Genomic DNA, 20,884 nt, shown 5'->3' on the forward strand with positions numbered 1-20,884 from the left:
CGTGAACATTGACACATGGGGGGCCGGTAATTGGTCGGACGGCTGTTTTCCTTGTCGGGAAACATCTGTTTTACGACAGATATATGGAAATTATGCTATCCCTAACAGAAAGGACTAGCCGCATGTCGGCTTACGCCTTCATCTTGTCCGCTATGGCTGAAGGCGTGTCTTCCCGAAACCCGTCTTCGAGTCGGCCGCACGTGTCGCATTATTCCATGTCGAGCAGCGCATTTCGGGAAACGAAATCGGGGCAGATTACGTTTCAGGCCCCGATCATATCACGATAGAGCTTATGCAGCTGAGAGCCTGTTAATGGGTCTGCAGAAGTTCTCGCGCTCGAGATTTACGCTTCTGCCACAGTTGGCGGTCGTCGAAACGCGATAGCGACGCGGTTGAAGGTATTCATCAACCCAATCGCGATCGTCAGATCGACGACTTCTTTTTCTTCGAATTGTGAGGACACATCCTCGAATGCTTCATCGGGAATGGCGGTCTGCGCTACCTGCGTGACCGTTTCTGCCCATGAGAGGGCCGCGCGTTCGCGCGCGCTAAAGGCTTTCCCCGCCTCGCGCCAGACCTGCAGCACCGCCAGCTTCTCGGGCACGATTTCACGCTTCAGTAAGGCGCGGGTGTGGGTTTCAAGGCAATACGCGCAGCCATTAATCTGCGAGACCCGCAGATACACCAGCTCGACCAGAACCGGATCGAGCCCGGACTGTGCAACATAGCTATACACCCCACCGAGCGCCTTGATGCCTGCGGGAGCGGCCGTTTCGTAATCAATCCTTGCAGTCATCGCCTGACTTTTCCTTATCGCCTGAACCTTCGTTGTCACGGCCCTAACGTCCGCGATCTTAAGGCTGCGCGCAAGTACCCAAAACGCGTAGAGTCATTGGACCAGACCCGAGGGTACAATCATATGAGATCTTTTCGGTCCTGTCCCTTTGAGCCAATGCAGCGATGTAGCGGGGCAAAACATCAACAGCAGTGCAGCATGCAAATGCAACAGAACGGCCCGGACACCCCAACGGGCATCGCTTTCAGACACGCAACCACACCGGACGATCTCGCGGCTTGTTATGACGTGATAGCAGTGCTCCCCCGTTCTGGGGTCGGCCGAGGATTGGATTCAACGCGCCTTGCGACAGATGGACCACCACTAGAGGCACTCCGAACCTTATTTTCTTCCTCCCTTCAAATTGCCGTAAGTGTACGAAATGCACACTATTGACGACTGCTTACGCCTCCTTTCGGACGTTGAGACGATCGCTCTGCGCTCCACAAAGCAGACATGATCGATCAAGTGCGTACAAGTGTTTTGTAGTCAGATTCTGTAATGCCCATTGCCATGTAGGCGCGCTTGGTCTGGGCGTCCCTGATCGTGTCCAGCGACAGTCCGTTTGCGAGCATGTCCTCAATTAGGTCGATATGCAGGGCTGCCAGAAGAGCGTGGGCGTTATAAAGGGCCGCACCCTCCGGGGGCGAGCCCGTCCCTTCCTCGATGAACCTCGCGGTCACCCCAAGCATCCAGCGATAATGCGGCGATTGCAGAATGCCCGGACCGAATTCGAGCGCTCGGATCAGGTGGCGGTTGTCGAGCTTGAACGTCAAGATCAGGTCAAGAAACGCTGCAAGACGCTGTTGCGGTAAGGTATCTTGCCGGAAAGGAGCCGCACCACTCTCCACGCTTGCCCGTAGAGCTTCGATCTTTGTGGCCCAGAGAGCGTCGAGCAATCCCGCGCGACTACCGAACGCGCGGAACAGTGTTCCCTTCCCGACACTGCATGCCGCCGCAATGGCATCCATGGTCACACGTTCAGGCCCATCAGCCTGTGCAAAGAGGATATCGGCGGCCTCAAGCATGCGGATCGTGGCGGTTGGCGGCCGTCCGCGACGAACTACTTGATTTTCGGACTTGAGGTCCGATATATAATGTAAATCTGGACTCATGGTCCGGAAATCATATCAAGGAAGCACCATGTCACCAACATCCGAACTGCCAGACTGGCTCGAAAATGCACTGGACGCACTTCGCGCAGGTGATATCGCGGGCTGGATGGCGATCTACGCAGCCGACGCATGCCATGAATTTCCGTTCGCGCCCGAGGGCGCCCCGCGTAAGCTGATCGGACGGGACGCCATTGCGGCCTATATGGCCCATCTGCCATCTATAATCCGGTTCGGCGCGCTGAGCGACATTCGCGTCCGTAGCGCTGGCAACGAACTGATTGTTGAGGCAACGGGCCATCATGAACGCGTTGTCGACGATAGCACAAAGAGCTTGTCCTACGTCTGGTTCATCGAAAGGCGTGACGCGAAGGTCACTCGGATACGCGACTATATGAACCCGCTTCAGCTTGCAGCGATTGTCTCAGACTGAATGACACAAGCTGGCATGGCGTCCCCAGAAGACTAATTGTCGGAACGGACGGCTTGAATGGGGCTGCTCTCGCCTACATCTCGGACAATCCGAAATACAAACAACTGATCTTAAAGCGGATGACGCTGCCCAATCTTGCCTGGGTCATTTTTATTTTCTCAGGCGAGTATCCATGCACGACGGGTTCAGTTCGATCCGAACTAACGTTTCCTCTCTGAAGACTTGATGAAACGCGTGGTAAGCAACAGAGCGCCATGGAATAACGCAAGCAATCCAAATGTTTCGGCATAAGCCTCCGATGCGACATGGGAGGGAGCGATTGTCGCAAGCCGCCACCCGAGGAATGTGGCGCACGCTGTGATCAATGTCGGTCCCCCAATCCTTTGCATGATGTTCAGCGCAGTCGTTGCCATCGGAATATCTGGGCGTGCGATCGAAGCATATCCCACGCTCATCGCCGGAATACCGACAGCGCCCCCACCTCCGCCACGCAGCAACAATGCTAAGGCGAGCAGGACGACGTTCAGACCGTTATAGGCGAGCAACGCTAAAATCAGTGTGCCAACAAAGGACAAAAGAGCCCCGCAACCGGTCAGATCGCGCGCGTCAAACCGGTCACTCAGACGGCCAATGAGCGGATAGACGCACATCATCCCCACACCCAGGGGTGCCATGAACAGGCCCGTCCGCTCGGGCGAAACACCGCAGGCGTGAATCAGCCATACGGGTAGAAGCATCTGACCAGCGAACGACACCCCGTTCGTCAGAAACATGATGATCGCCGACACCGAAAAGGCAGGCGCACGCAGCAGGCGCAGGTCGATCAGCGCGTCATCGCCCTTGCGTCGCGCGGATCTGACATACAGGACGAACAGCACGAGGGACGCGCCTAAAGTCGCCTGTCCATAAAGCCGGGCGACATGATCCATGCCGTAAAGAAACGAGACGAGAGCGGGAGCGAGAAATCCTAGCCCTGTCAGGTCAAGTGGACGGGGGCGCTCGTCATGCCGATCATCAGGGAGAAACAGAACGGCAAGGGCAAAAGCCGCAAGTCCGACCGGCACATTGAGAAGAAAGATCCATCGCCAGGACGCAATGGAGAGAATGGCACCGGCGACGACGGGTCCAAGAAGCGGCGCGAGCAGAACAGGTGCCGTCATTGCGCTCGCGACCCTCGGCATCTGTCGGCCCGCCACACGAGCTACCGTCATCTGCGCCATAGGAGCGAGCAGTCCGCCCGCCATGCCTTGCAGTAGCCGGAATACGATCAGGGACGGTGCAGACCACGCTAGTGCGCACAGGCCTGATGTCAGCGTGAAGGCACCGAAACACCATAAATAGACTGCTCGCCCCCCGAGGCGGCTTACGAGCCATCCATTCAGGGGCAACGTCAGGGCGAGCGCCAGCAGATAACCGCTGACCACCCACTGTATGTATGAAAACGGCGCGTGCAGGGTCGCGACAAGATCGGGGAGCGACACATTGACGATCGTGGCGTCCAGTTGCGCCATGAAAGATCCGACCGCCGCGACGCTCACGATTTTCCAGGTGCCCGGAGGCAGTTGATCCGAACCCTGGGATGGCAACGATGTTCTGGTGTTCATGAACGATCTCGTCGGGAACCGTGAGACGCGCAGACATCCACCATGCGCTTACGCGTCCAGTGCGATTGCGTCGCTTGTCGTCACGCGGCCAAGGCGGGGGAAAATCTCCTCGCAGGCAAAGCGCTGCATCTCTTCGGTGAATGTGGACATGACATCCGTGGCGAGCACGACGTTATATCCATGCTCATGAGCCGCCCTGGCGGTAGATTCCACGCCCAGATTGGTCGCGATTCCGCCCAGCACGATGGTCGAGATACCGCGTCGTCTTAACTGAAGATCGAGATCCGTACCGTAGAAGGCACCCCATTGCCGCTTCGTGACACGCAGATCGGTCGGTTCGGCCAGGCCGTCGACCAGTTCTGTCCAGTCTGGTGCGAAGCCGCCAGGCGGTGAAAAGGAGCGATCGACAACCGCATGCACGGCATCAGCGAAATCAGGCGCGAACGCTACATTAACCAAAATGACCGGAGCTCCGGCTGCTCGGAAACGTGCGGCGAGCTCTTTCGAGCGCTTAACAAGCGCAGTACCCGGTGTGGGGGCCAGGGGAAGCCCCGTGATGCCCTTCTGGAGATCGATCAGGACGAGGGCCGTCCTGCTGGCTGAGAGTGAAATCATGGCAAGACCTTCCCTGTTGACGTTTAACCGTCATCCCGAACCGTTGTCCGGAACACGCGGAAACGTTAATAAGTTGAGTAGGCACTCAAGCAGGAGCATTATTTGAGGATGGACTCAAATTCGTCAAGGGGTAAACGGATATCTCTTCAACCGCAGCGCGCGGCTGGGCGTCAGCGCGTCGAGGAATTACTGGAGGCCGCGTCCGACCTCATGGCGGAACGAGGGTACGAGGCGACGACTATGGCGGAGATCGCCGCGCGCGCCGGGGCGAAGATCGGCTCGCTCTATCGCTTCTTTCCGAACAAGGAGGCTGTAGCGGACGCTCTTGTGCAGCGGCATATCGCCGTTCTGGAAGACGAATACGCGGCACTCGCCAAACGTGCCGCCACACTATCCCCGGACGCTCTGGCAGACGTTCTGATCGAACTGCTTGTCACGCTTCATCCTCGTGTGAAATCCCTGTCTGCGCTGATGGAGGCACGGACTGACAAGATGGAGATCCGTGATCGTGCACGAGGACATGCCATAGTCGGAATTGCGGCAGCGTTGCGTGTCTGTGCGCCAGAGTTGGAGGACGCACTGGCGAGAGATATTGCTGCGGTCGTTCTAAACAGTATGAAAGTGCTGCGCAGCATGCTGGCGAAGGACGCCCCCACGATGCCGGGTGCGCCTGATGAATTGCGGCGAATGCACCGTCTCTATCTAACGGACCGGCTGCAGCCGTTTCGGCGTACTTCAGACGGCATAACGGACGCAGAGCCATAATTTCGCAGATTGGTGCCGCCCGGGTTTCAAACGCCAATTTCATCGCATCTCAAGTGAGGAGGCTAAATGGATGCAAGAAAATCGGGGAGAACTAACACAGTTTTGACGCGAAAATCTCGTGCCCGGCAATGGCCAATTGCTTAGCAGGTAGGCGGCAGTCGCCTTCATGCCAGACGCACATGAGCTCGTTGACGGTTCCCGAAAGCAGACGTGCCTTACAAGCTTTTCGTTCGAAACTGACCTTCATCTTCAAGTGGCACCGTGTGACTTGATCGTCCCAGGATGACGAAATATAGCGTGCACGACGATTAAGTCTTGCGAGCACTCGTGAAGTACGCTCCGGCTTCCATATCGGCCAGCAAGCCGACCTTGGTGGGAGCCCAGCTCAGCGCTTGGCGCGTCATCTCACTTGTTGCTGGGTTGTCGACGCTACAGAACGGTGCAAGCCAGCTGAAACGCTTTTGCGCAGCCCGTTTCGAAAGGCTCTGACTTGGGATGCCAAGCTTACGCGCAATGACCGCGGCGATATCAGCAAAAGCAATACCCTCCTCCGCCACGCCGTGATAGCACGCACCCGCATCGCCCCGCTCCAGAGCAAGCCGGAACAGATGCGCTGCGTCGTCACGATGAACGGCACACCAGCGATTGCGTCCGTTGCCGACATAATCCGCCGAGCCTGCCTTACGAGCGGCCTTGATGATCTGTGGCACGAGGCCTTTGTCCCCATCTCCATGGACTGACGGCGGCAATCTCATAATCATCGCCCTGACGCCACGGTCCGCCCACGCGTGCACCGCAGTCTCAGCGACCGCCCGTGCGGCCCCTGGAGACCGCGGATCGGGAAGATCTGCCTCCGACATGCCGCCGGGTGCCAACCCCATGGTGCCGAAGGCCGCGATGAACGGGCGCCCCGACCCTTTCAAGGCACCCGCCATCGCGTCAATGGCCCGACTGTCCACGCGTGTGATTTCAGCACCGAACCGCGCGACAACGCCCGTTGGCAAACCGCCTCCGAAAACACGCAAGCGTTGGAGCCAGTCGAGCTGCCCAGGCCCATGGATAAAGGCCAGATGGATAACACCGTCGGCTTTCGATGCTGCAGCTGTGAGGCTCTCTATGTCGGTCAACGCCCCTTGATGAACTTCCACCCCAGCGGCGGCCAGCGATTTCGCAGTCTCCGCAGATCGCGCGAGACCGATGACTGCATGTCCGGCGTCGTGCAATTCGCGCACGACAGCACGACCGATAAATCCGTTGGCTCCGGTCACAAAGATCCGCATGTCATTATCCCCTGCGCGACATCTGGCCGCTTCCTGGCTGTTGATCTATCTTTACCCATGCTTTTCAGAGCTGTAGATAACCAAAACTCCCGAAATGATTATCGAGCGTCCAGAATGGGTATGCCTTCTGAAATCGACCCCCTGTCACGGACGATCGCCCTGCTCAGGCCGCGCGTTCTGGCGTGGCGTGTGATCGAGGCTCGTGGGTCATGGGCGATTGCGTTCCCAGCCAACCCAGTCATCTCGTTCGGGCAGGTCATCTCGGGCAATCCGACAATTAAGATCGGTTCCACGCATACTGCGTCCCTGACGCGCGGCGACCTTGCCTTTTTAGGCACCACGGAACCATGGGTGATTAAAACCGGCCCCAATCCACGTTCGATCGATTTCATGACTGCCATCGCCGAACCCGCACGCCTGATGCAGACAGACGATCCATCCACAAACGTGACGTGCTTCGTGGCCGGAGCGTTCGTGCTGGAAGCACCGAATGCGGCGCTGGTCGCAGATCTCATCCCGCCCTTGCTGCCGGTCCTGCACAATGACGTGGCGGCCGAACGCCTTGGCATGCTGCTAGGCCTGGTTGGTGACGAAGCAACGACCACCCGGCCGGGTCGAAGTCTGATCCTTGATCGGCTGATCGAAATCATCCTCGTTGAAACACTGCGCACGCGTCCTGATGCGCTTCCGGGTCACGCCCAGCGCCTGTTGACGGCCCTAGGCGACCAGAAGCTTGCCCGCGCTTTGCAGATCATCCACGGTGAGGCATCACCGCCCTGGACTGTGGAACGTCTAGCCCGCCATGCTGGCATGTCACGCTCCGCATTTGCCGATCGTTTTGCCAGGACGCTTGGCACGAGCCCGATCAACTATGCCACGCAATGGCGCATCAATCAGGCCCGCTCGATGCTTGCCTCACGCGACATGCCGATGGCACAGATCGCCCGGCAGGCTGGCTTCCAATCTGTCAGCGCCTTCAGCACCGCGTTCAGTCGCGTGGTCGGTGTGTCACCAACCGCCTATGCGCGCAGCTTGGAGATGCTGCCTGTGTCGGCAGCATGAGAGTTTTGGTTGCCTACAAATAGCCCCGACAAGACGGCTCTCGCCTACATCTAGAGTAGTTCCACTGAACCTTGAATCGAGAGGTGACACTGAAGGCGTCTTGTGATTCACCGTTTTTGTTGATGGAGACGGTGATGGCACGGGCATTGAGTGATGATCTTCGGCAGCGGGTTCTGGAGGCTGGAGTTGCGGGGGCATCGGCCCGCTCGATTGCGGCGCGGTTCGGAGTTGGGATTTCGACGGCGATCCGCTGGTTGCGTCGGGAGCGCGAGAGCGGTGAGCGGACACCCCGTCGCCAGGGCAAACCGCGCGGGTCACGGCTGGACGCGCACGAAGCGTTCATTGCCGGCATGATCGAAGCGCAGAAAGACATCACGCTTCACGAAATGATAGCGCGTCTGAAAAGTGAACGGGCCGTCGGGATCGGTCGCAGCATGCTCAGTCGCTGGCTGCGCCAACACGGATGGACATTCAAAAAAAGACCGCTCATGCACTGGAGCAGGAGCGTGAAGACGTCCTGAAGCGACGACAGGACTGGTTTGATCTCCAGCCTGACCTTGATCCGCAGCGTCTGGTATTCATTGACGAAACCAGCCTCTCCACGAAGATGGCCCGTCTGCGCGGGCGTGCCTTGCGCGGGAAACGTTGCCGCGCCGGTGTGCCGCACGGTCATTGGAAAACCACGACTTTCACCGGGGGGCTGCGTCTGACAGGCCTGACCGCGCCCTTCGTGCATGATGGTCCCATGACCGGCAGGATCTTTCAGGTCTATGTCGAACGGGTTCTCATCCCGACACTGAAGCCGGGCGATATCGTCGTGATGGACAACCTTCCGGCGCATAAGCTTCCGGCAACACAGAAGGCCATTGAGCAGGCAGGGGCGGAACTGATGTTCCTTCCGCCCTACAGCCCGGACTTCAACCCCATCGAAATGGCCTTCTCAAAACTCAAAGCCTTGCTGCGTGCCAAGGCCGAACGGACTGTCGGTGCTCTGTGGGATGCCGTCGGAGCGCTGCTTCCGGCTTTCACTCCCAGTCAATGCGCCAGTTTCTTTACAGCCTCTGGGTATGAACCAGATTAAAGTGGAACCGCTCTAGATTACACGTTCGCCCTGGCGGCGGGTTTGCGTCGATGGCTGATACCTTCGCTTACTGCCTAAAACAGGGCATCTTGGGCGTTGGTTGGCTGGTGGATGAGATTCAAGAAACGGCGGACTGGGATACGTTCTATAAGGTTGCCGTAAACATCCACAAAGATCTAAAGACCTGCGCCTACATCAGGGAGCGCGTCCAGAAAGACGATCTCGTCTGGACCCGCGACACCCAAGGAAACTACTATCTGGCTCGCGTCCTCTCCGGCTGGGAGAGGAGAGAGGTGGACCCGTCTGATCGGACAGTTTTTGGGTTTGAATAAGCTATACCCGGTTATTGTTATGCCGCCATTCTGACGGCTTTGCTGTTGGCTCTCTGGTCCGGGGTTAACCCCGGACCAGAGAGCGTCGGCGCGCCATGATACGCCTCATCGGGCGTGCGTCCAGCCAGTGCCGTATGGGGACGTTGGCCGTTATAATGGTCGATCCATCTACCAAGCCCGACCCTCAGCTCTGATCCGGTCTCGAATGCGTGCAGGTAGACGCATTCGTATTTCAGCGACCGCCACAGACACTCGATGAACACGTGGAGGGATCGAAGAACTGTTTGTTGATATGCCTTGGCGAGTAATTTCTGGTTTTTGGCGATTTGATTGACGGTTCTTGAGGTCGTTTTCGGTCCGCGTTTTGCGCAGATCAGGGGCTGTCTCCCGCTGGCTGGCTACGCGCTCGTGCTGATCCGCTCTAGGAAGAGAAAGCGGCGCATGTTGTAGACAATATTGGCGAGCCCGATCCTCATGGTGGCCCGGGTGATACCGACAGTCCGAATGAAGAGCCCCGTCTGCGATTTCTGGTCGGCAAAGACATGCTCGACACGCGACCGGATCACCGACTTCCCTGCGTTGGACCGCTGGATGTGGCGGGGCATGGGCTTGATGAGACTTGTGCGCGGGTGGTGGATTTTTGGGGCGAAAAGTGATTCTCTTTTGGCTGATATCAAGCCTGGAGCATGACGATGGCGCACCGGTCGATTGGTCAGGATTGCCTGGTATTTTCGGGACAGGATCAGAAATCGTCATCATTGGATGACATCTTGGCTCTGATCGACTGGCAGCCGATTTCGGTGCTGCTTGCCCCACTCTACGCCGCACCGAAAGGCGAAGCCGCATGGCCACCGCTTACGATGTTTCGGGCAATGCTGCTTGCGGTCTGGTATGACCTCTCTGATGTCAAACTGGCTGAATCCTTGGACGATCGAACATCCTTTCGTCGGTTCTGCGGGTTTTCTGCACACGAACCTACTCCGGAGCGCACAGCCTTTGTGCGGTTCAGACGCGAACTGGCCAGCCGCTCGCTCGATCGCGCTCTGTTCGAAGCTGTGACGGTTCAGTTGAAAGCGCGGGCAATCCGGATCAAGACCGGTACGATCGTCGATGCGACGATCATCGCGTCACAAACGGAACGCGATGACGAGGCGCGGTGGGTTAAGCACAAAGGACGCAAGACCGTGCATGGCTTCAAAGCTCATGTCGGTGCCGATGCCACGACTGCTCTGGTCGAGCAGATTGCGATTACGCCAGCCAATATCAACGATGGTCGGGCTGGACCGGATGCCATACCCAACGATCCAGGCGAGGTTTTTGCGGATAGTGCCTATCGGGGCAGTCATTTTCGTGACGCAGTCCACTCGAAAGGCGGGACGCTCCGCGTTGCCGCAACGTCGATGTGGGGGCACGACGAACAGGAAACGCTTGCCCAACTGAAGACATGGAACGATACCGTCCACCGGACCCGGGGCCGGATCGAGAAGATCTTTGGTACCTGGAAGCGCAGCTACGGGCTACGCCAGATGCGATGGCGCGGCCTTGCCAAAGCCGCCATCCAGATCCACGTCACAGCCATTGCCTACAATCTCAGACGGACACTCAATATCCTCGCTGGAGAGGCATGAGATGGTTGACACCGTAGCCTTTGCAACGCGTTGTGCGGCGTCCTCGGCATGGAGAAAACAGGTATCAATACCGCGTTTCTTAATCAAATTGAGAGGGCACCGACAATATCCACCACCCGCGCACAAGTCTCATAAGTCTCTCCAGAGCCATAAAAGACCCACTCATAGGGCTGTGTCAGCAATGGAGTGCCAACCTGTCAGACGAAGCCCTCAGAACGATTTAAGGGTAATGCTCGTCGTTGGGACGTGGCTCTGAGGGCTATGGTGGGCATTGGGGTCATGACCTGATGGCTACTGGATCCGTCAGGTCTGAGAGCGAACGCCTCGGACGACTGTTGTCTTGAAAGCCCAAGGCGCACCACTCATTCCCCAATACCCGCGATATCCAGTGATAAACCACCAGGTGGAAGGAAGCATCAAACTTTAGAAGCGAGCATCAATACGTCCGAAGTAATAGCCGCCGGTCATAGGAACCTGAGCGGAATTGGCGTCATAAATTCTGGCGCCATAGTTATTGTAGATTTCTTGCACGCGACGTGGGCGGACGTTGAAGATGTTGTTCGCACCCACTGTCAGATGCCACTGTCGATTGACGCGATAGCCAATCGACAGATCTGTCAGCCAACGAGGCGTATTCTTAAACTGCGCAAAGCACTTGCTGGAGTAACGCAGAGCGCTGGCAACACCGTCGCTGATACAGGTCGCACTGCTCGGGGTCCAGTCCTGGTAACCCAACATGGTGGTGGTTTCACCATAACGGGTTTGCCGAAGATTGATGTCCCAGTTGCCAACCGTCCAGTACGCATTGAGGATGAGCTTGCTGCGCGGGTAAGACGTGGTGATGTAGCTTGCGGTGGCTGCATTCAACAGAGGCGTAGATACACCGTCAACGGTAGTCGTACCGACATGAGACAGACGCGTCCGGTTCAAATCAAGCGAAGCCGAAAGTGCAAGGTTTCCGTACCGGTGCATATGCAGAAGGTAATCGGCCTTGATGTCCAGCCCCTGTGTTCGCGTGCTGGCACCATTCGCAAAGTAGTAGGTGCTGACAGCGTTCGGATCCAGGCCGGATGGTATGACGAAGCCGAGCTGTTCAACTGCATTAATAGCCACGGGGCCATTGGTGGATCCCCCGGCGATAATACGGTCACGAACATTTATCTGGTAGGCGTCAACTTCAACGTGGAAGTTCTTGAGCGGCTCGAGGACGATGCCACCACTGGCGTTGGTTGACCGCTCTGGCTTCAGCGGTGAAGCGCCAAGAGTACGGGCAGCTTGAGAGCTTACCGGAAGCAGGCCAGACACGGTGGTTGCACCGACATTGATGGCACTGAAATGCTGTTCTGCCAGTGTCGGCGCGCGGAAGCCGTTGCTGATGGTGCCACGGATAGCAATACGCGGCGTGATGTCATACCGTGTGGAGACTTTGCCATTCTCAGTATTGCCGACATCTGTGTAGTGCTCAAAGCGCCCAGCGAAATCGAGATCCCAGTGCTTCGTGGGATGGAAGTCGCCATCCAGATATCCTGCCCAGATATCCCGGCTCCAGTTGCCGGCATTCTGTGGCTGAAGGCCGACATACCCAGCCATACCGCCTGCTTCATAGGAGGGTGGCACGCCGGCTTCGACCTTGTAGGTTTCGAGGCGATGTTCTCCACCGAATGCGACTGTAACCGGAACAACGGACGCAATGTTGAAGCTTCTCTTCATGTCGAGATTGTTCGTCCACTGCGCCATGCGATACGTTTCGGCACGCGCCGACGTCGGAGACCATCCGCAGCCATCGGTCGAAAGATAGGGGCTGGTGCTGCCGGGATTAGCAGAACGAACCAGACATTTGCTGCTCAGCATCCCTGCGTTGACACTGTTCTTGTCGCCGACCTTGTCTTCGTCAGCGCCATAAGTGGTGCTCAAATCCCAGGAAAAGCCGAGGAAATTGCCACCCTTCAGACCGAGGGTCGCAGCGTAATCATTTTCTTCAATCGTCTCGAGTGGAGAAAAACCATACGGATACATGCCCTGGATCGTGCCCGGAACACGGTAGTTCTCGTATGATTCAGCATGCCGGTGGGCATAGGTAATCAAACCGTAGCCTTCGATGCCCTCTGACAGCTTCTTGCCGAAATCTATGCTCAGATTTTCCCTGGTTTCTTCAGGCGTGCTGGTAACCTTGTTGGAGTCTTTCGGGACTTTGACCGAACCCGTGTAGAGCGACGTTCCTGCTCCTTCGGGTTTATAACCCAGCAGACGGTGGTCCTCTGTGTAAGGCACCATATGGTCCGTATGATAGACTTGACCACTGAGGTGAATATAGCCATCGTTACCGAGCTTTGTGCCGCCATCGACACTGGCCAGATACTGCCATCCATCGCCGTTATAAGCGTTGGCCCCTGTCTGGAAACTTGTGTTCAGGCCGTGGTTGGTCTTCTTGGTGATAATGTTCACCACGCCTGCAATAGCATCGGATCCGTAGAGTGCTGCCGCGCCGTCTTCCAGGACTTCAATATGGTCTATGGCCGCCGCGGGAATCATGTTCAAATCGACTGGGGTCGAACCAAAGTCAGGACCAGCGTCCGCATAGATATTCGCAGTCGTGTGGCGTCTCTTGCCGTCAACGAGAACAAGAACCTCATTAGGATTCAGGCCTCTCATTCGGAAAGCTGATGTCAGGGCACCGGCATCATTGCCCATGTTGCTGACATTGATAGAGGCATATGTCCGGGTGATGGCATCTGCGAGGTTCATTTCTCCAGAACGTCGCAGAACCTCGGAAGAAAGCACCGAGATGGGGCTCGTGCTCTGACGCGCCTTGCGATTGCTCGCATGCGTTCCTGTCACAATAACCATTTCATTGCTGCTTACATCGGCATTACGCGTCTTGGCCTGCTGCTTGGCCGATGCAGTCTTTGCTTTCGTCGTGGTGTTCGAGGCATCAGCCGCATAGGCAGAGCAGCTCAGAAACGTGGAGACAAGACACGAAGTTACAAAGAAAGATTTTCTCAGTTTCATTTAAAATTCCCAGCATGGCAGCGGTCTGTAAGTGACGAAGTCACCTACATCCAATATCTCGCGGGAAGGATGAATATTATATGAAATCAGTAAGGAAATTCCACAATCCGTGACGTGCCCCCCGAAAATGTAACCATTTAAAAGTAGAGTCCGATCGAGAAGGATACGGACGAATGAAACGCAGTCGTTTTACGGAAGAGCAGATCATAGGGGTGCTGAAGGAACAGGAGGCTGGGCTCAAGGTCACTGATCTTTGCCGCAAACACGGGATCAGTGATGCGACGTTTTACAAATGGAAGACCCGCTATGGTGGCCTTGAGGTATCTGAGGCCAAACGGCTGAAGGCCTTGGAAGATGAAAACAGTCGTCTGAAGCGTCTCCTGGCGGATGCGATGCTGGATAATGCGGCGTTGAAGGAAATTGTTGGAAAAAAGTGGTGACGCCTGTCGCAAGGCGGCAGGCGGTCCGACACATTCAGGAGGCTCTGGACCTGAGTGAACGCCGCGCCTGTGCCCTTGTTGGTCTTGCCAGGCGTGTTGCGCGGTATGTTTCCACCCGGGCAGATGATGCTGCCCTACGCCAGCGTTTACGGGATCTGGCAGGGCAGAGACGCCGCTTTGGCTATCGCCGCCTGGGCTATCTTCTGGCGCGGGAGGGGTTCAAAGCCAATCACAAGAAGCTGTTCCGCCTTTACCAGGAGGAAGGGCTGAAAGTCCGCCATCGGGGTGGCCGCAAGAGGGCGCTGGGGACACGTTCTCCCATGACCATCCCTCAGAAACCCGGGCAGCGCTGGAGCCTGGATTTTGTCTCGGATGCCCTGATCTGTGGCCGCCGGTTCCGCATTCTGGCTGTTATCGACGATTTCAGTCGCAAGAACCTGGCATTGGTTGCCGACACGTCATTATCAGGTGGACGTGTGGCGCGGGAACTGACGGCCCTGGTGGAACGATATGGCAAACCCCTTATGATTGTCAGCGACAACGGTACGGAGTTCACATCCCATGCCATCCTGAAATGGGCGGATAAGATGAAGGTTGAATGGCACTATATCGCCCCGGGGAAACCGCAGCAGAACGGGTTTGTCGAAAGTTTCAACGGCCGATTGAGGGATGAATGCCTCAACGAAACGCTGTTCACCTCCATCAGCCATGCCCGACAGGTTCTGGCTGACTGGCAGGAAGACTACAATACGGTGCGTCCCCATTCCCAACTGGATGGCAGGACACCGGATCAGGTCGCCAGACAAGGGTCTCGGGGGCATGCCCCCGAGACCCTTGTCATCCCATCAACCTCAAGCCATAAAAAACGGGAACTCTCCTTTTGAGTGGATACAAAAAGGGGGGCACGTCATCCGGCATGAAGAAATTGATGTTTCCTCTTAAACATAATTTCTAGTGCTTTAAGAATACTAAAGAATACATGGAGAGTTTACCTTGACACACTTTAACCGTCGTGCCCTCCTCCAGACGGCCAGCGTTATTCTACCGGCGATGGCCACTCTTGGGAGCCGGTCTGTTGCCCAGTCTGCTGAGGTGGAGCATGCGCGCCTGAACGTCACTGAGAACCCATTTGGCCCCTCACCTGCTGCAAGACGTGCTATCGCGCAGAGCGTTGCTCTGGCTCCGTATTACGTTGAAGACGAAAGCGATTTGCGGGACATCATTGGAAAGCGCGAGAACCTGCCTAGGGACAAGGTTGCGCTGTCCAACGGCTCATTAGATGCTCTCTCCCTTCTCAGCACGGACATCGGCCAAAAGGGACATATCCTCGCCCCACAGCCAGGCTATTCGACCCATCTGTCATATGCGAAGCGTCGTGGGGTTACGACGCGGTTTATTCCCCTCAAGAATCACCAAGTAGATCTTGCAGCCATGAAGGCCGCCATCACGGCGGAGACGGCTCTTGTTTATCTCTGTAACCCGAACAATCCGACGGGCCAGATGATACTACATGAGGACCTCAAAGCTTTCTGTCAGGAGGTCGGAAAGACCATTCCTGTCATCATAGACGAGGCCTATTATGAGCTGCTTCCCTCTGCGATGCAGCAGACAATGGCGGCCCTGGTCCAATCTGAGCTGGATATCATCGTGACCAGGACATTTTCCAAAGTCTATGGCATGGCCGGGCTCAGAATTGGGTACATCCTGGCGCAGCCTGCCCGCGTCCGCCAGCTCTACAGCCTGACTACAACCTCCCGCAACCAGCCCGGTTACGCTGCAGCCAAGGCTTGCCTGGGAGATGAGCACTACCTGGCCGGGGCCATTGCGTATCTCAAATCCTGTCGCTCCATGATTTACAAGATCTGCGAAGAGAACAATTTGTCCTATCTCGAGAGCCAGGGGACCTTCGTTTACGTTGATACAAAAAGACCCTCTGGCGCCGTGAAAGACGCTCTTGCCAAACACGGAGTAGAGGTTCGGACATTCGATGCTCCAGGATATGAAACCTGGATCCGCGTTGGTACGGCCACGCCTATGGAGCTCAAGTTCTTTCAGGCTACCCTGCCAGGCGTCCTGGCTGAGACACAGACACTCTGAAAAGCCACAGCTGACTGGTACCGCGCCTGCAGTGCCAGTCAGCGTCTGTGTCAGAACCGGTGCGTCAGACTGGACCCAGGCCAGTCTGACGCACCGTAGTGTCCGTTACTGGAGCTTGTAGGCCCGGATGTAGTCGCCCATCTTCGTACCGAAGGACTGATGTCCACCATCGACGGTTACGATGTACTGCTCGCCATTGACCTCATAAGACATCGGGTTGGACTGCCCGCCTGCCGGCAAGCGGTCCTGCCAGAGCATCTTGCCCGTCTTGACGTCGAAGGCCCGGATATACTGGTCCAGGGTCGATGTCAGGAAGGCAACGCCGCCGTTGGTGACCAGAGGGCCGCCGAGCATCGGTGTCCCGACCTTGAGCGCAATCGGAACCGGTGAGCTGTCACGGGTCGTTCCTACGCGATGCTGCCAGACCACCTTGTTCGTCTTCAGGTCAATGCCTGCAATGTATCCCCAGGGCGGAGCCATGCAGGGCATGCCAAAGGGAGAGAGGAAGATGTCCAGATTGACACCAAAGGGCGTGCCAAACATCGGCTGGACACCCTTCTCGCTTCCCGCGGGCAGATTTGCGCCTGGCTCGGCCGGGTTGTTCGGTCCACGGGGAATAAGGTGCTGAACGAACGGGATGGAACTTGGAGGGTTCGAAAAACCCCTGGTTTTGAGAGCTGCTCTGTGATTCCATTTCCTGTGAGTTGATTGGGATATGGAAGATGAAGCAGACTGGCTTTTTTGATGTTGAAGAGCGGCTTGCCCGGTTGAGCGGGCTTGGCGATCAGCTCGAAGCGTTTTCCCGGACTGTGGATTTTGAAGTGTTCCGCCCTGATCTGGAGCAGGCTTTGGCCTATTCGGACGGCCGTAAAGGCGGGCGTCCGCCATTTGATCCGGTGCTGATGTTCAAGATTCTGGTGATCCAGACGCTGAACAATTTGTCTGATGAGCGGACAGAGTATCTGATCAACGATCGCGTTTCCTTGGTCTGGGGCTGTCGGAGCGTGTGCCTGATGCCAAAACGGTCTGGCTGTTCCGCGAGCGCCTGACCCAGGCGGGGGCCATTGAAAGACTGTTTGAGCGCTTTGATGCCACTCTGCGGAACGCGGGTTATCTGCCGATGTCGGGCCAGATCCTGGATGCAACACTGGTGGCTGCTCCAAAGCAGCGGAACACCAACGCAGAGAAAGCCGATCTCCGGGCAGGCCGTATTCCCGAAGACTGGCAGGACAAACCCGCAAAGCTGTCACACAAGGATCGTCATGCACGATGGACACTGAAGTTCACCAAAGCAAAACGGCAGGATGACGGAACGATCCCCACAACGGATCTCGCTATCCCGTTCTTTGGCTACAAATCTCACATTTCAATCGACCGGAAGTTCCGGTTCATCCGCAAATGGAAGACGACAGATGCCGCCGCCAGTGATGGTGCGCGATTGCGAGAAAGACTGCTGGATAACACCAATACGGCCTCAAGCGTCTGGGCGGAGCCATTCAGGCTCCCGTCAATACGGAGTATTGATGGGATAATGGCGGAGGGAGACACGGCGTATCGCTCCAGAGCCAACGAAGACTTCATGGCAAAGCAGGGTTTTGTCTCAAAGGTTCACAGGAAAAAGCCGCATCTCAAGCCCATGCCACGCCATATCCAGCGCTCCAATGCAGGAAAGTCCGTAATCCGGTCCCGTGTCGAGCATGTCTTCGCCGATCAGAAATCGCAGACGGGACTGTTCATCCGAACTGTCGGTATCACCCGGGCCACCATGAGGATCGGGCTCGCCAATATCGTCTACAACATGCGCCGCTTCCTCTTCCTGGAGCGGATCAGCGCGAGCGCGTAGCCATCCAGCGGGGGGTAGCACTCGATCTGCTCAAAACGCAGATCGAAAGCTCTCCCGAAAACCGTCAATCAAATCGCCAAAAGCCTGAAATCACGAAACAAGCGCATCAATCAACGGTTCTTCGATCCCTCCACTTGGATTGGCAATGGCAATCTGGTGGACAGGATCCACGCCAATTCCGCCCCATTCAAACATGCCAAAGTCGCCAGGATAGACGAGTGTTCCTTTGACACTCGGCGGTGTGAAGGGGCCTTCATAACGCAGGGAGTGGAACTTGATGCGGCACAACAGCTGGTCGAAGGCCGTGGCGCCCAACATATCCGCACCCGTCAGCTTCTCCTTCGGGCGGAAGCTCAGCGCAGAGAAGGGCTGTATCGGGGTCACGACACGAAAGTGTACTTTACGTACGCTTAGAGCCTGACCGAAAATGAATTGAGTGATTTCAGTGGTTTGTGATTCCTCCGTCTTTGCGAAGAGAAGGAGTGAATTGTGGCCTGGACTGAAATCACCCGTCGTCAGTATCGTCGCGATGATCTGACATATGCAAGTGATCTACGTGATCGGGAATGGGCGCTTCTGGCACCGTTAATGCCACCCCAAAAGCGGTATGGCCGTCCCAGAAGAACGGAACTCCGCCGGGTTGTTGAGGCGGTGCTGTACATCGTCTCGACGGGATGCCAGTGGCGTGCCCTGCCACATGACTTCCCACCCTATACGACCGTTCAGGGGTATTTCTACGCATGGCTGCGCGAAGGGCGCTGGGAGGCCATCAATCATGTCCTTGTGATGCTTTCACGCGAACAGGAAGGCCGTGAGGCCACACCTTCTGTCGGCATTCTTGACAGCCAATCCGTGAAAACTGCGGAAAATGGCGGCCCCAGAGGTTATGACGCAGGCAAGAAAATCAAAGGCAGAAAACGGCATATTGCGACAGATACCCTGGGGCATCTCATCGTCTCGGTTGTGCATGCCACAAATATTCAGGATCGCGACGGAGCCCCTCTGGTCGCAGAAAAAATCAGGCCACTCTTTCCCTGGCTTCGTCGTCTCATCGCAGACGGAGGATACGCAGGGGAGAAACTGCAAAAGGTTCTGGCACGAATGGGAGACTGGGTGCTGGACATTGTAAAGCGTTCAGACCGTGCTCAGGGTTTTGTCCTGCTGCCAACGCGATGGATCGTGGAACGGACATTCGCATGGCTCGGAAGATGCCGCCGTATCAACCGAGATGTCGAGGCAACACTCCAAGCCTCACAAGCATGGCTCATCGTTGCTCATATCCGCAGATTGCTGCGAAAATTACTCAGACCGCTTTTTGAGTCAGGCTCTTACTGCGGCTGACGAGTGTAGAAGGTCGTGATGCTTTGTGCGGGCAGCGGGGCGGTGAAACGCCCGTTCGCTTCCTTGATCGGTGGTAGCGACGCGAGGCTCTCCCGCGCCGAGGTTCGGGTGACGAAAAACGTCCCGGCATCACCGCCATGCTTAATGCGGAAAGTTGCCCGCTGATTCGCATTGCCCGTGTTCACCGCGATGATCACCAAGCCATTTCCCTTGTAAGCAGTGATCATGAGCATTCTGCCCGGATCGTCCGATGCCGCGACCCGAACGAAATGCGGCCTGACGAATTTCGAAAACTGTGCCAGCGCCGCGCCGTTCGGTTGCAGGTTTCCTGCGTTGTCAAACAACCGGTCTATCGGGTTGGCGGAGCCGGGGGCCGTCATCCACCACCAGAGATAGGCACTGAAACCGTTCGCCATGGCTTTGCTGACCTCGCTTGCCACGACGATAGCGCTGTGGATGTCGGTCCCCTTAATCGCATGCTCTGTCATCCAGACGGGCTTGCCGTGTGCCATGGCGTTGAGATGCGGGCGGTTTCCAGAACCATAGAAATGCCCTCCGACGACCGCGACGTTGCGTGCGGCCGCGGGGGCGTTCAGGCTGGGATCGGTATCACGATCGTCAAACGCCGAGTTCTCGGCAATGATTACCGGGCGGTTGACGAGAGCCCCATAGTTCGAGACGAAATCTCTGATCTGTTCGCCAGTCCAGCGGAAATGAGGGCACCCGTCGTTGGGTTCGTTGGTGATCGAGACGTAATCGAGGCGCATATCATCAGCCGAGCGCCGGAGGAAGGCGGCATAGTCGGCATAGCGGGCCGGATCCATTGTCCAGCATCCACCCGCCCCGGCCGGGGCGGTGAGTAGCATCTGGGGGTATTTCCATTCTGTCCCCAGCGCCCTGGCGCCGCGCAGATGCGCCGATGCGATATTGGCAATCTCATCGTTGCGTCGCTTCTGCATCGTGGCGTCATCCTGATTCCAAATCCCCGCGCGTTCGAGTGTGAAGCCCAACTGACCGGGGCCGTTGCGCCAGATTCGGTCGGCCAGCGTGTCCGGAATGATCCCTTGCCACGCTGACGCGCCGCCGAACCCGTCGATGGATTGGTACGAGGTCGCGGAATCCACGACGATGTCCTGCGCGCTGGCGGTCGCGGCGAGCGCCGAAGCCGTGAAAACCGCCGCGAGGCTCAACCGGGCAAAGCTTCGAAGAACTGACGTCAGGCGAGTCATGATTGCTTGTCTACCTCATGCTGGCAATACCGGTGAAAAAGAGCGCGGGCGCAGATATTCCAAATTGCCGGTACGTATAATGGACTCTGATCTGGACGGATTGTGCCCCGCGCTCTTGTGTAAGAGCGCCTTTCCTCGGTCGAGGATAGAGGTGGCCCCCATTTTTCGGACAGGTGTC

16 protein-coding genes and 5 pseudogenes are annotated in these 20,884 nt (G+C 56.9%); 10 read left to right on the plus strand and 11 right to left on the minus strand.

The window, feature by feature from the left end; genetic code table 11:
- Window positions 1-343: 343 nt before the first annotated feature.
- Together GFJ39_RS11845 and GFJ39_RS11850 are read right to left on the minus strand one after the other, a co-directional pair.
- Window positions 344-835, minus strand: a complete 492-nt coding sequence (locus GFJ39_RS11845) for a carboxymuconolactone decarboxylase family protein (RefSeq protein ID WP_325062935.1) — start codon at window positions 833-835, stop codon at window positions 344-346.
- Window positions 836-1,299: 464 nt separating this feature from the next.
- On the minus strand, window positions 1,300-1,950 hold the full coding sequence (locus GFJ39_RS11850) for a TetR/AcrR family transcriptional regulator (protein WP_228391926.1): 651 nt from the start codon (window positions 1,948-1,950) through the stop codon (window positions 1,300-1,302).
- Between the two features lie 28 nt (window positions 1,951-1,978).
- Here GFJ39_RS11850 and GFJ39_RS11855 point away from each other — a divergent pair, with 28 nt between their 5' ends.
- The gene (locus tag GFJ39_RS11855; RefSeq protein ID WP_062454540.1) at window positions 1,979-2,380 is read left to right on the plus strand and encodes a nuclear transport factor 2 family protein; all 402 of its coding nucleotides are present in this window, start codon (window positions 1,979-1,981) and stop codon (window positions 2,378-2,380) included.
- Between the two features lie 200 nt (window positions 2,381-2,580).
- Here the strand turns inward: GFJ39_RS11855 and GFJ39_RS11860 are convergent, their stop codons facing one another.
- Window positions 2,581-3,984 (minus strand): DHA2 family efflux MFS transporter permease subunit, encoded by a 1,404-nt coding sequence (locus GFJ39_RS11860; RefSeq protein ID WP_062454542.1) that lies wholly within the window; start codon window positions 3,982-3,984, stop codon window positions 2,581-2,583.
- 48 nt (window positions 3,985-4,032) lie between these two features.
- Complete coding sequence (locus GFJ39_RS11865) at window positions 4,033-4,599, minus strand: hydrolase (RefSeq protein WP_062454545.1); 567 nt, start codon at window positions 4,597-4,599, stop codon at window positions 4,033-4,035.
- Window positions 4,600-4,707: 108 nt separating this feature from the next.
- Here GFJ39_RS11865 and GFJ39_RS11870 point away from each other — a divergent pair, with 108 nt between their 5' ends.
- Window positions 4,708-5,364, plus strand: a complete 657-nt coding sequence (locus GFJ39_RS11870) for a TetR/AcrR family transcriptional regulator (RefSeq protein WP_062454547.1) — start codon at window positions 4,708-4,710, stop codon at window positions 5,362-5,364.
- A gap of 308 nt (window positions 5,365-5,672) precedes the next feature.
- Here GFJ39_RS11870 and GFJ39_RS11875 read toward each other — a convergent pair whose 3' ends face one another.
- Complete coding sequence (locus GFJ39_RS11875) at window positions 5,673-6,644, minus strand: SDR family oxidoreductase (RefSeq protein WP_062454550.1); 972 nt, start codon at window positions 6,642-6,644, stop codon at window positions 5,673-5,675.
- A 114-nt stretch (window positions 6,645-6,758) separates the two neighbouring features.
- Here GFJ39_RS11875 and GFJ39_RS11880 point away from each other — a divergent pair, with 114 nt between their 5' ends.
- The 3 genes from GFJ39_RS11880 to GFJ39_RS11890 all read left to right on the plus strand — a co-directional run bounded on the left by GFJ39_RS11880 (window position 6,759) and on the right by GFJ39_RS11890 (window position 9,119).
- A complete protein-coding gene (locus tag GFJ39_RS11880) occupies window positions 6,759-7,706 on the plus strand; it encodes an AraC family transcriptional regulator (RefSeq protein WP_012553490.1) in 948 nt (315 codons plus the stop codon).
- Window positions 7,707-7,840: 134 nt separating this feature from the next.
- Window positions 7,841-8,787, plus strand: a protein-coding gene (locus GFJ39_RS11885; RefSeq protein ID WP_194285368.1) for an IS630 family transposase whose coding sequence is annotated in 2 segments (ribosomal slippage) — window positions 7,841-8,180 and window positions 8,180-8,787 — 948 coding nt in all. Because the reading frame shifts where the segments join, the coding sequence is not laid out codon by codon here.
- Window positions 8,788-8,837: 50 nt separating this feature from the next.
- A complete protein-coding gene (locus GFJ39_RS11890; protein ID WP_228391927.1) occupies window positions 8,838-9,119 on the plus strand; it encodes a hypothetical protein in 282 nt (93 codons plus the stop codon).
- Window positions 9,120-9,136: 17 nt separating this feature from the next.
- On the opposite strand, the pseudogene GFJ39_RS11895 reads toward GFJ39_RS11890, so the two are convergent.
- Window positions 9,137-9,385, minus strand: a pseudogene (locus GFJ39_RS11895) (integrase core domain-containing protein); the annotation flags it as partial.
- A gap of 132 nt (window positions 9,386-9,517) precedes the next feature.
- Window positions 9,518-9,730, minus strand: a pseudogene (locus GFJ39_RS11900) (IS5/IS1182 family transposase); the annotation flags it as partial.
- Window positions 9,731-9,889: 159 nt separating this feature from the next.
- On the opposite strand from GFJ39_RS11900, the gene GFJ39_RS11905 reads away from it, so the two are divergent.
- On the plus strand, window positions 9,890-10,747 hold the full coding sequence (locus GFJ39_RS11905; protein WP_233736067.1) for an IS5 family transposase: 858 nt from the start codon (window positions 9,890-9,892) through the stop codon (window positions 10,745-10,747).
- A gap of 423 nt (window positions 10,748-11,170) precedes the next feature.
- On the opposite strand, the gene GFJ39_RS11910 is transcribed toward GFJ39_RS11905, so the two are convergent.
- On the minus strand, window positions 11,171-13,756 hold the full coding sequence (locus GFJ39_RS11910; RefSeq protein ID WP_153431526.1) for a TonB-dependent receptor plug domain-containing protein: 2,586 nt from the start codon (window positions 13,754-13,756) through the stop codon (window positions 11,171-11,173).
- 173 nt (window positions 13,757-13,929) lie between these two features.
- On the opposite strand from GFJ39_RS11910, the gene GFJ39_RS11915 reads away from it, so the two are divergent.
- Window positions 13,930-15,080 (plus strand): IS3 family transposase gene (locus GFJ39_RS11915; protein ID WP_228391928.1). Its coding sequence is split into 2 segments (ribosomal slippage): window positions 13,930-14,188 and window positions 14,188-15,080, totalling 1,152 coding nucleotides; the frame shifts between segments, so codons are not numbered across the junction.
- A 109-nt stretch (window positions 15,081-15,189) separates the two neighbouring features.
- Window positions 15,190-16,293 (plus strand): pyridoxal phosphate-dependent aminotransferase, encoded by a 1,104-nt coding sequence (locus tag GFJ39_RS11920; RefSeq protein WP_153431527.1) that lies wholly within the window; start codon window positions 15,190-15,192, stop codon window positions 16,291-16,293.
- A 105-nt stretch (window positions 16,294-16,398) separates the two neighbouring features.
- Here GFJ39_RS11920 and GFJ39_RS11925 read toward each other — a convergent pair.
- Window positions 16,399-16,953, minus strand: a pseudogene (locus GFJ39_RS11925) (outer membrane protein assembly factor BamB family protein); the annotation flags it as partial.
- A gap of 62 nt (window positions 16,954-17,015) precedes the next feature.
- Here GFJ39_RS11925 and GFJ39_RS11930 point away from each other — a divergent pair.
- A pseudogene (locus GFJ39_RS11930) lies at window positions 17,016-18,136 on the plus strand (IS5 family transposase).
- 96 nt (window positions 18,137-18,232) lie between these two features.
- On the opposite strand, the pseudogene GFJ39_RS11935 reads toward GFJ39_RS11930, so the two are convergent.
- A pseudogene (locus tag GFJ39_RS11935) lies at window positions 18,233-18,517 on the minus strand (membrane-bound PQQ-dependent dehydrogenase, glucose/quinate/shikimate family); the annotation flags it as partial.
- A 108-nt stretch (window positions 18,518-18,625) separates the two neighbouring features.
- Here GFJ39_RS11935 and GFJ39_RS11940 point away from each other — a divergent pair.
- The gene (locus GFJ39_RS11940; RefSeq protein WP_325062936.1) at window positions 18,626-19,477 is read left to right on the plus strand and encodes an IS5 family transposase; all 852 of its coding nucleotides are present in this window, start codon (window positions 18,626-18,628) and stop codon (window positions 19,475-19,477) included.
- On the opposite strand, the gene GFJ39_RS11945 is transcribed toward GFJ39_RS11940, so the two are convergent.
- Window positions 19,465-20,706: a glycoside hydrolase gene (locus GFJ39_RS11945; RefSeq protein WP_153431528.1), complete on the minus strand. Its 1,242-nt coding sequence runs from the start codon at window positions 20,704-20,706 to the stop codon at window positions 19,465-19,467. The genes GFJ39_RS11940 and GFJ39_RS11945 overlap by 13 nt on opposite strands.
- Between the last annotated feature and the right edge of the window lie 178 nt (window positions 20,707-20,884).

The organism is Gluconobacter aidae (assembly GCF_009547075.1).
GTDB lineage: Bacteria > Pseudomonadota > Alphaproteobacteria > Acetobacterales > Acetobacteraceae > Gluconobacter > Gluconobacter aidae.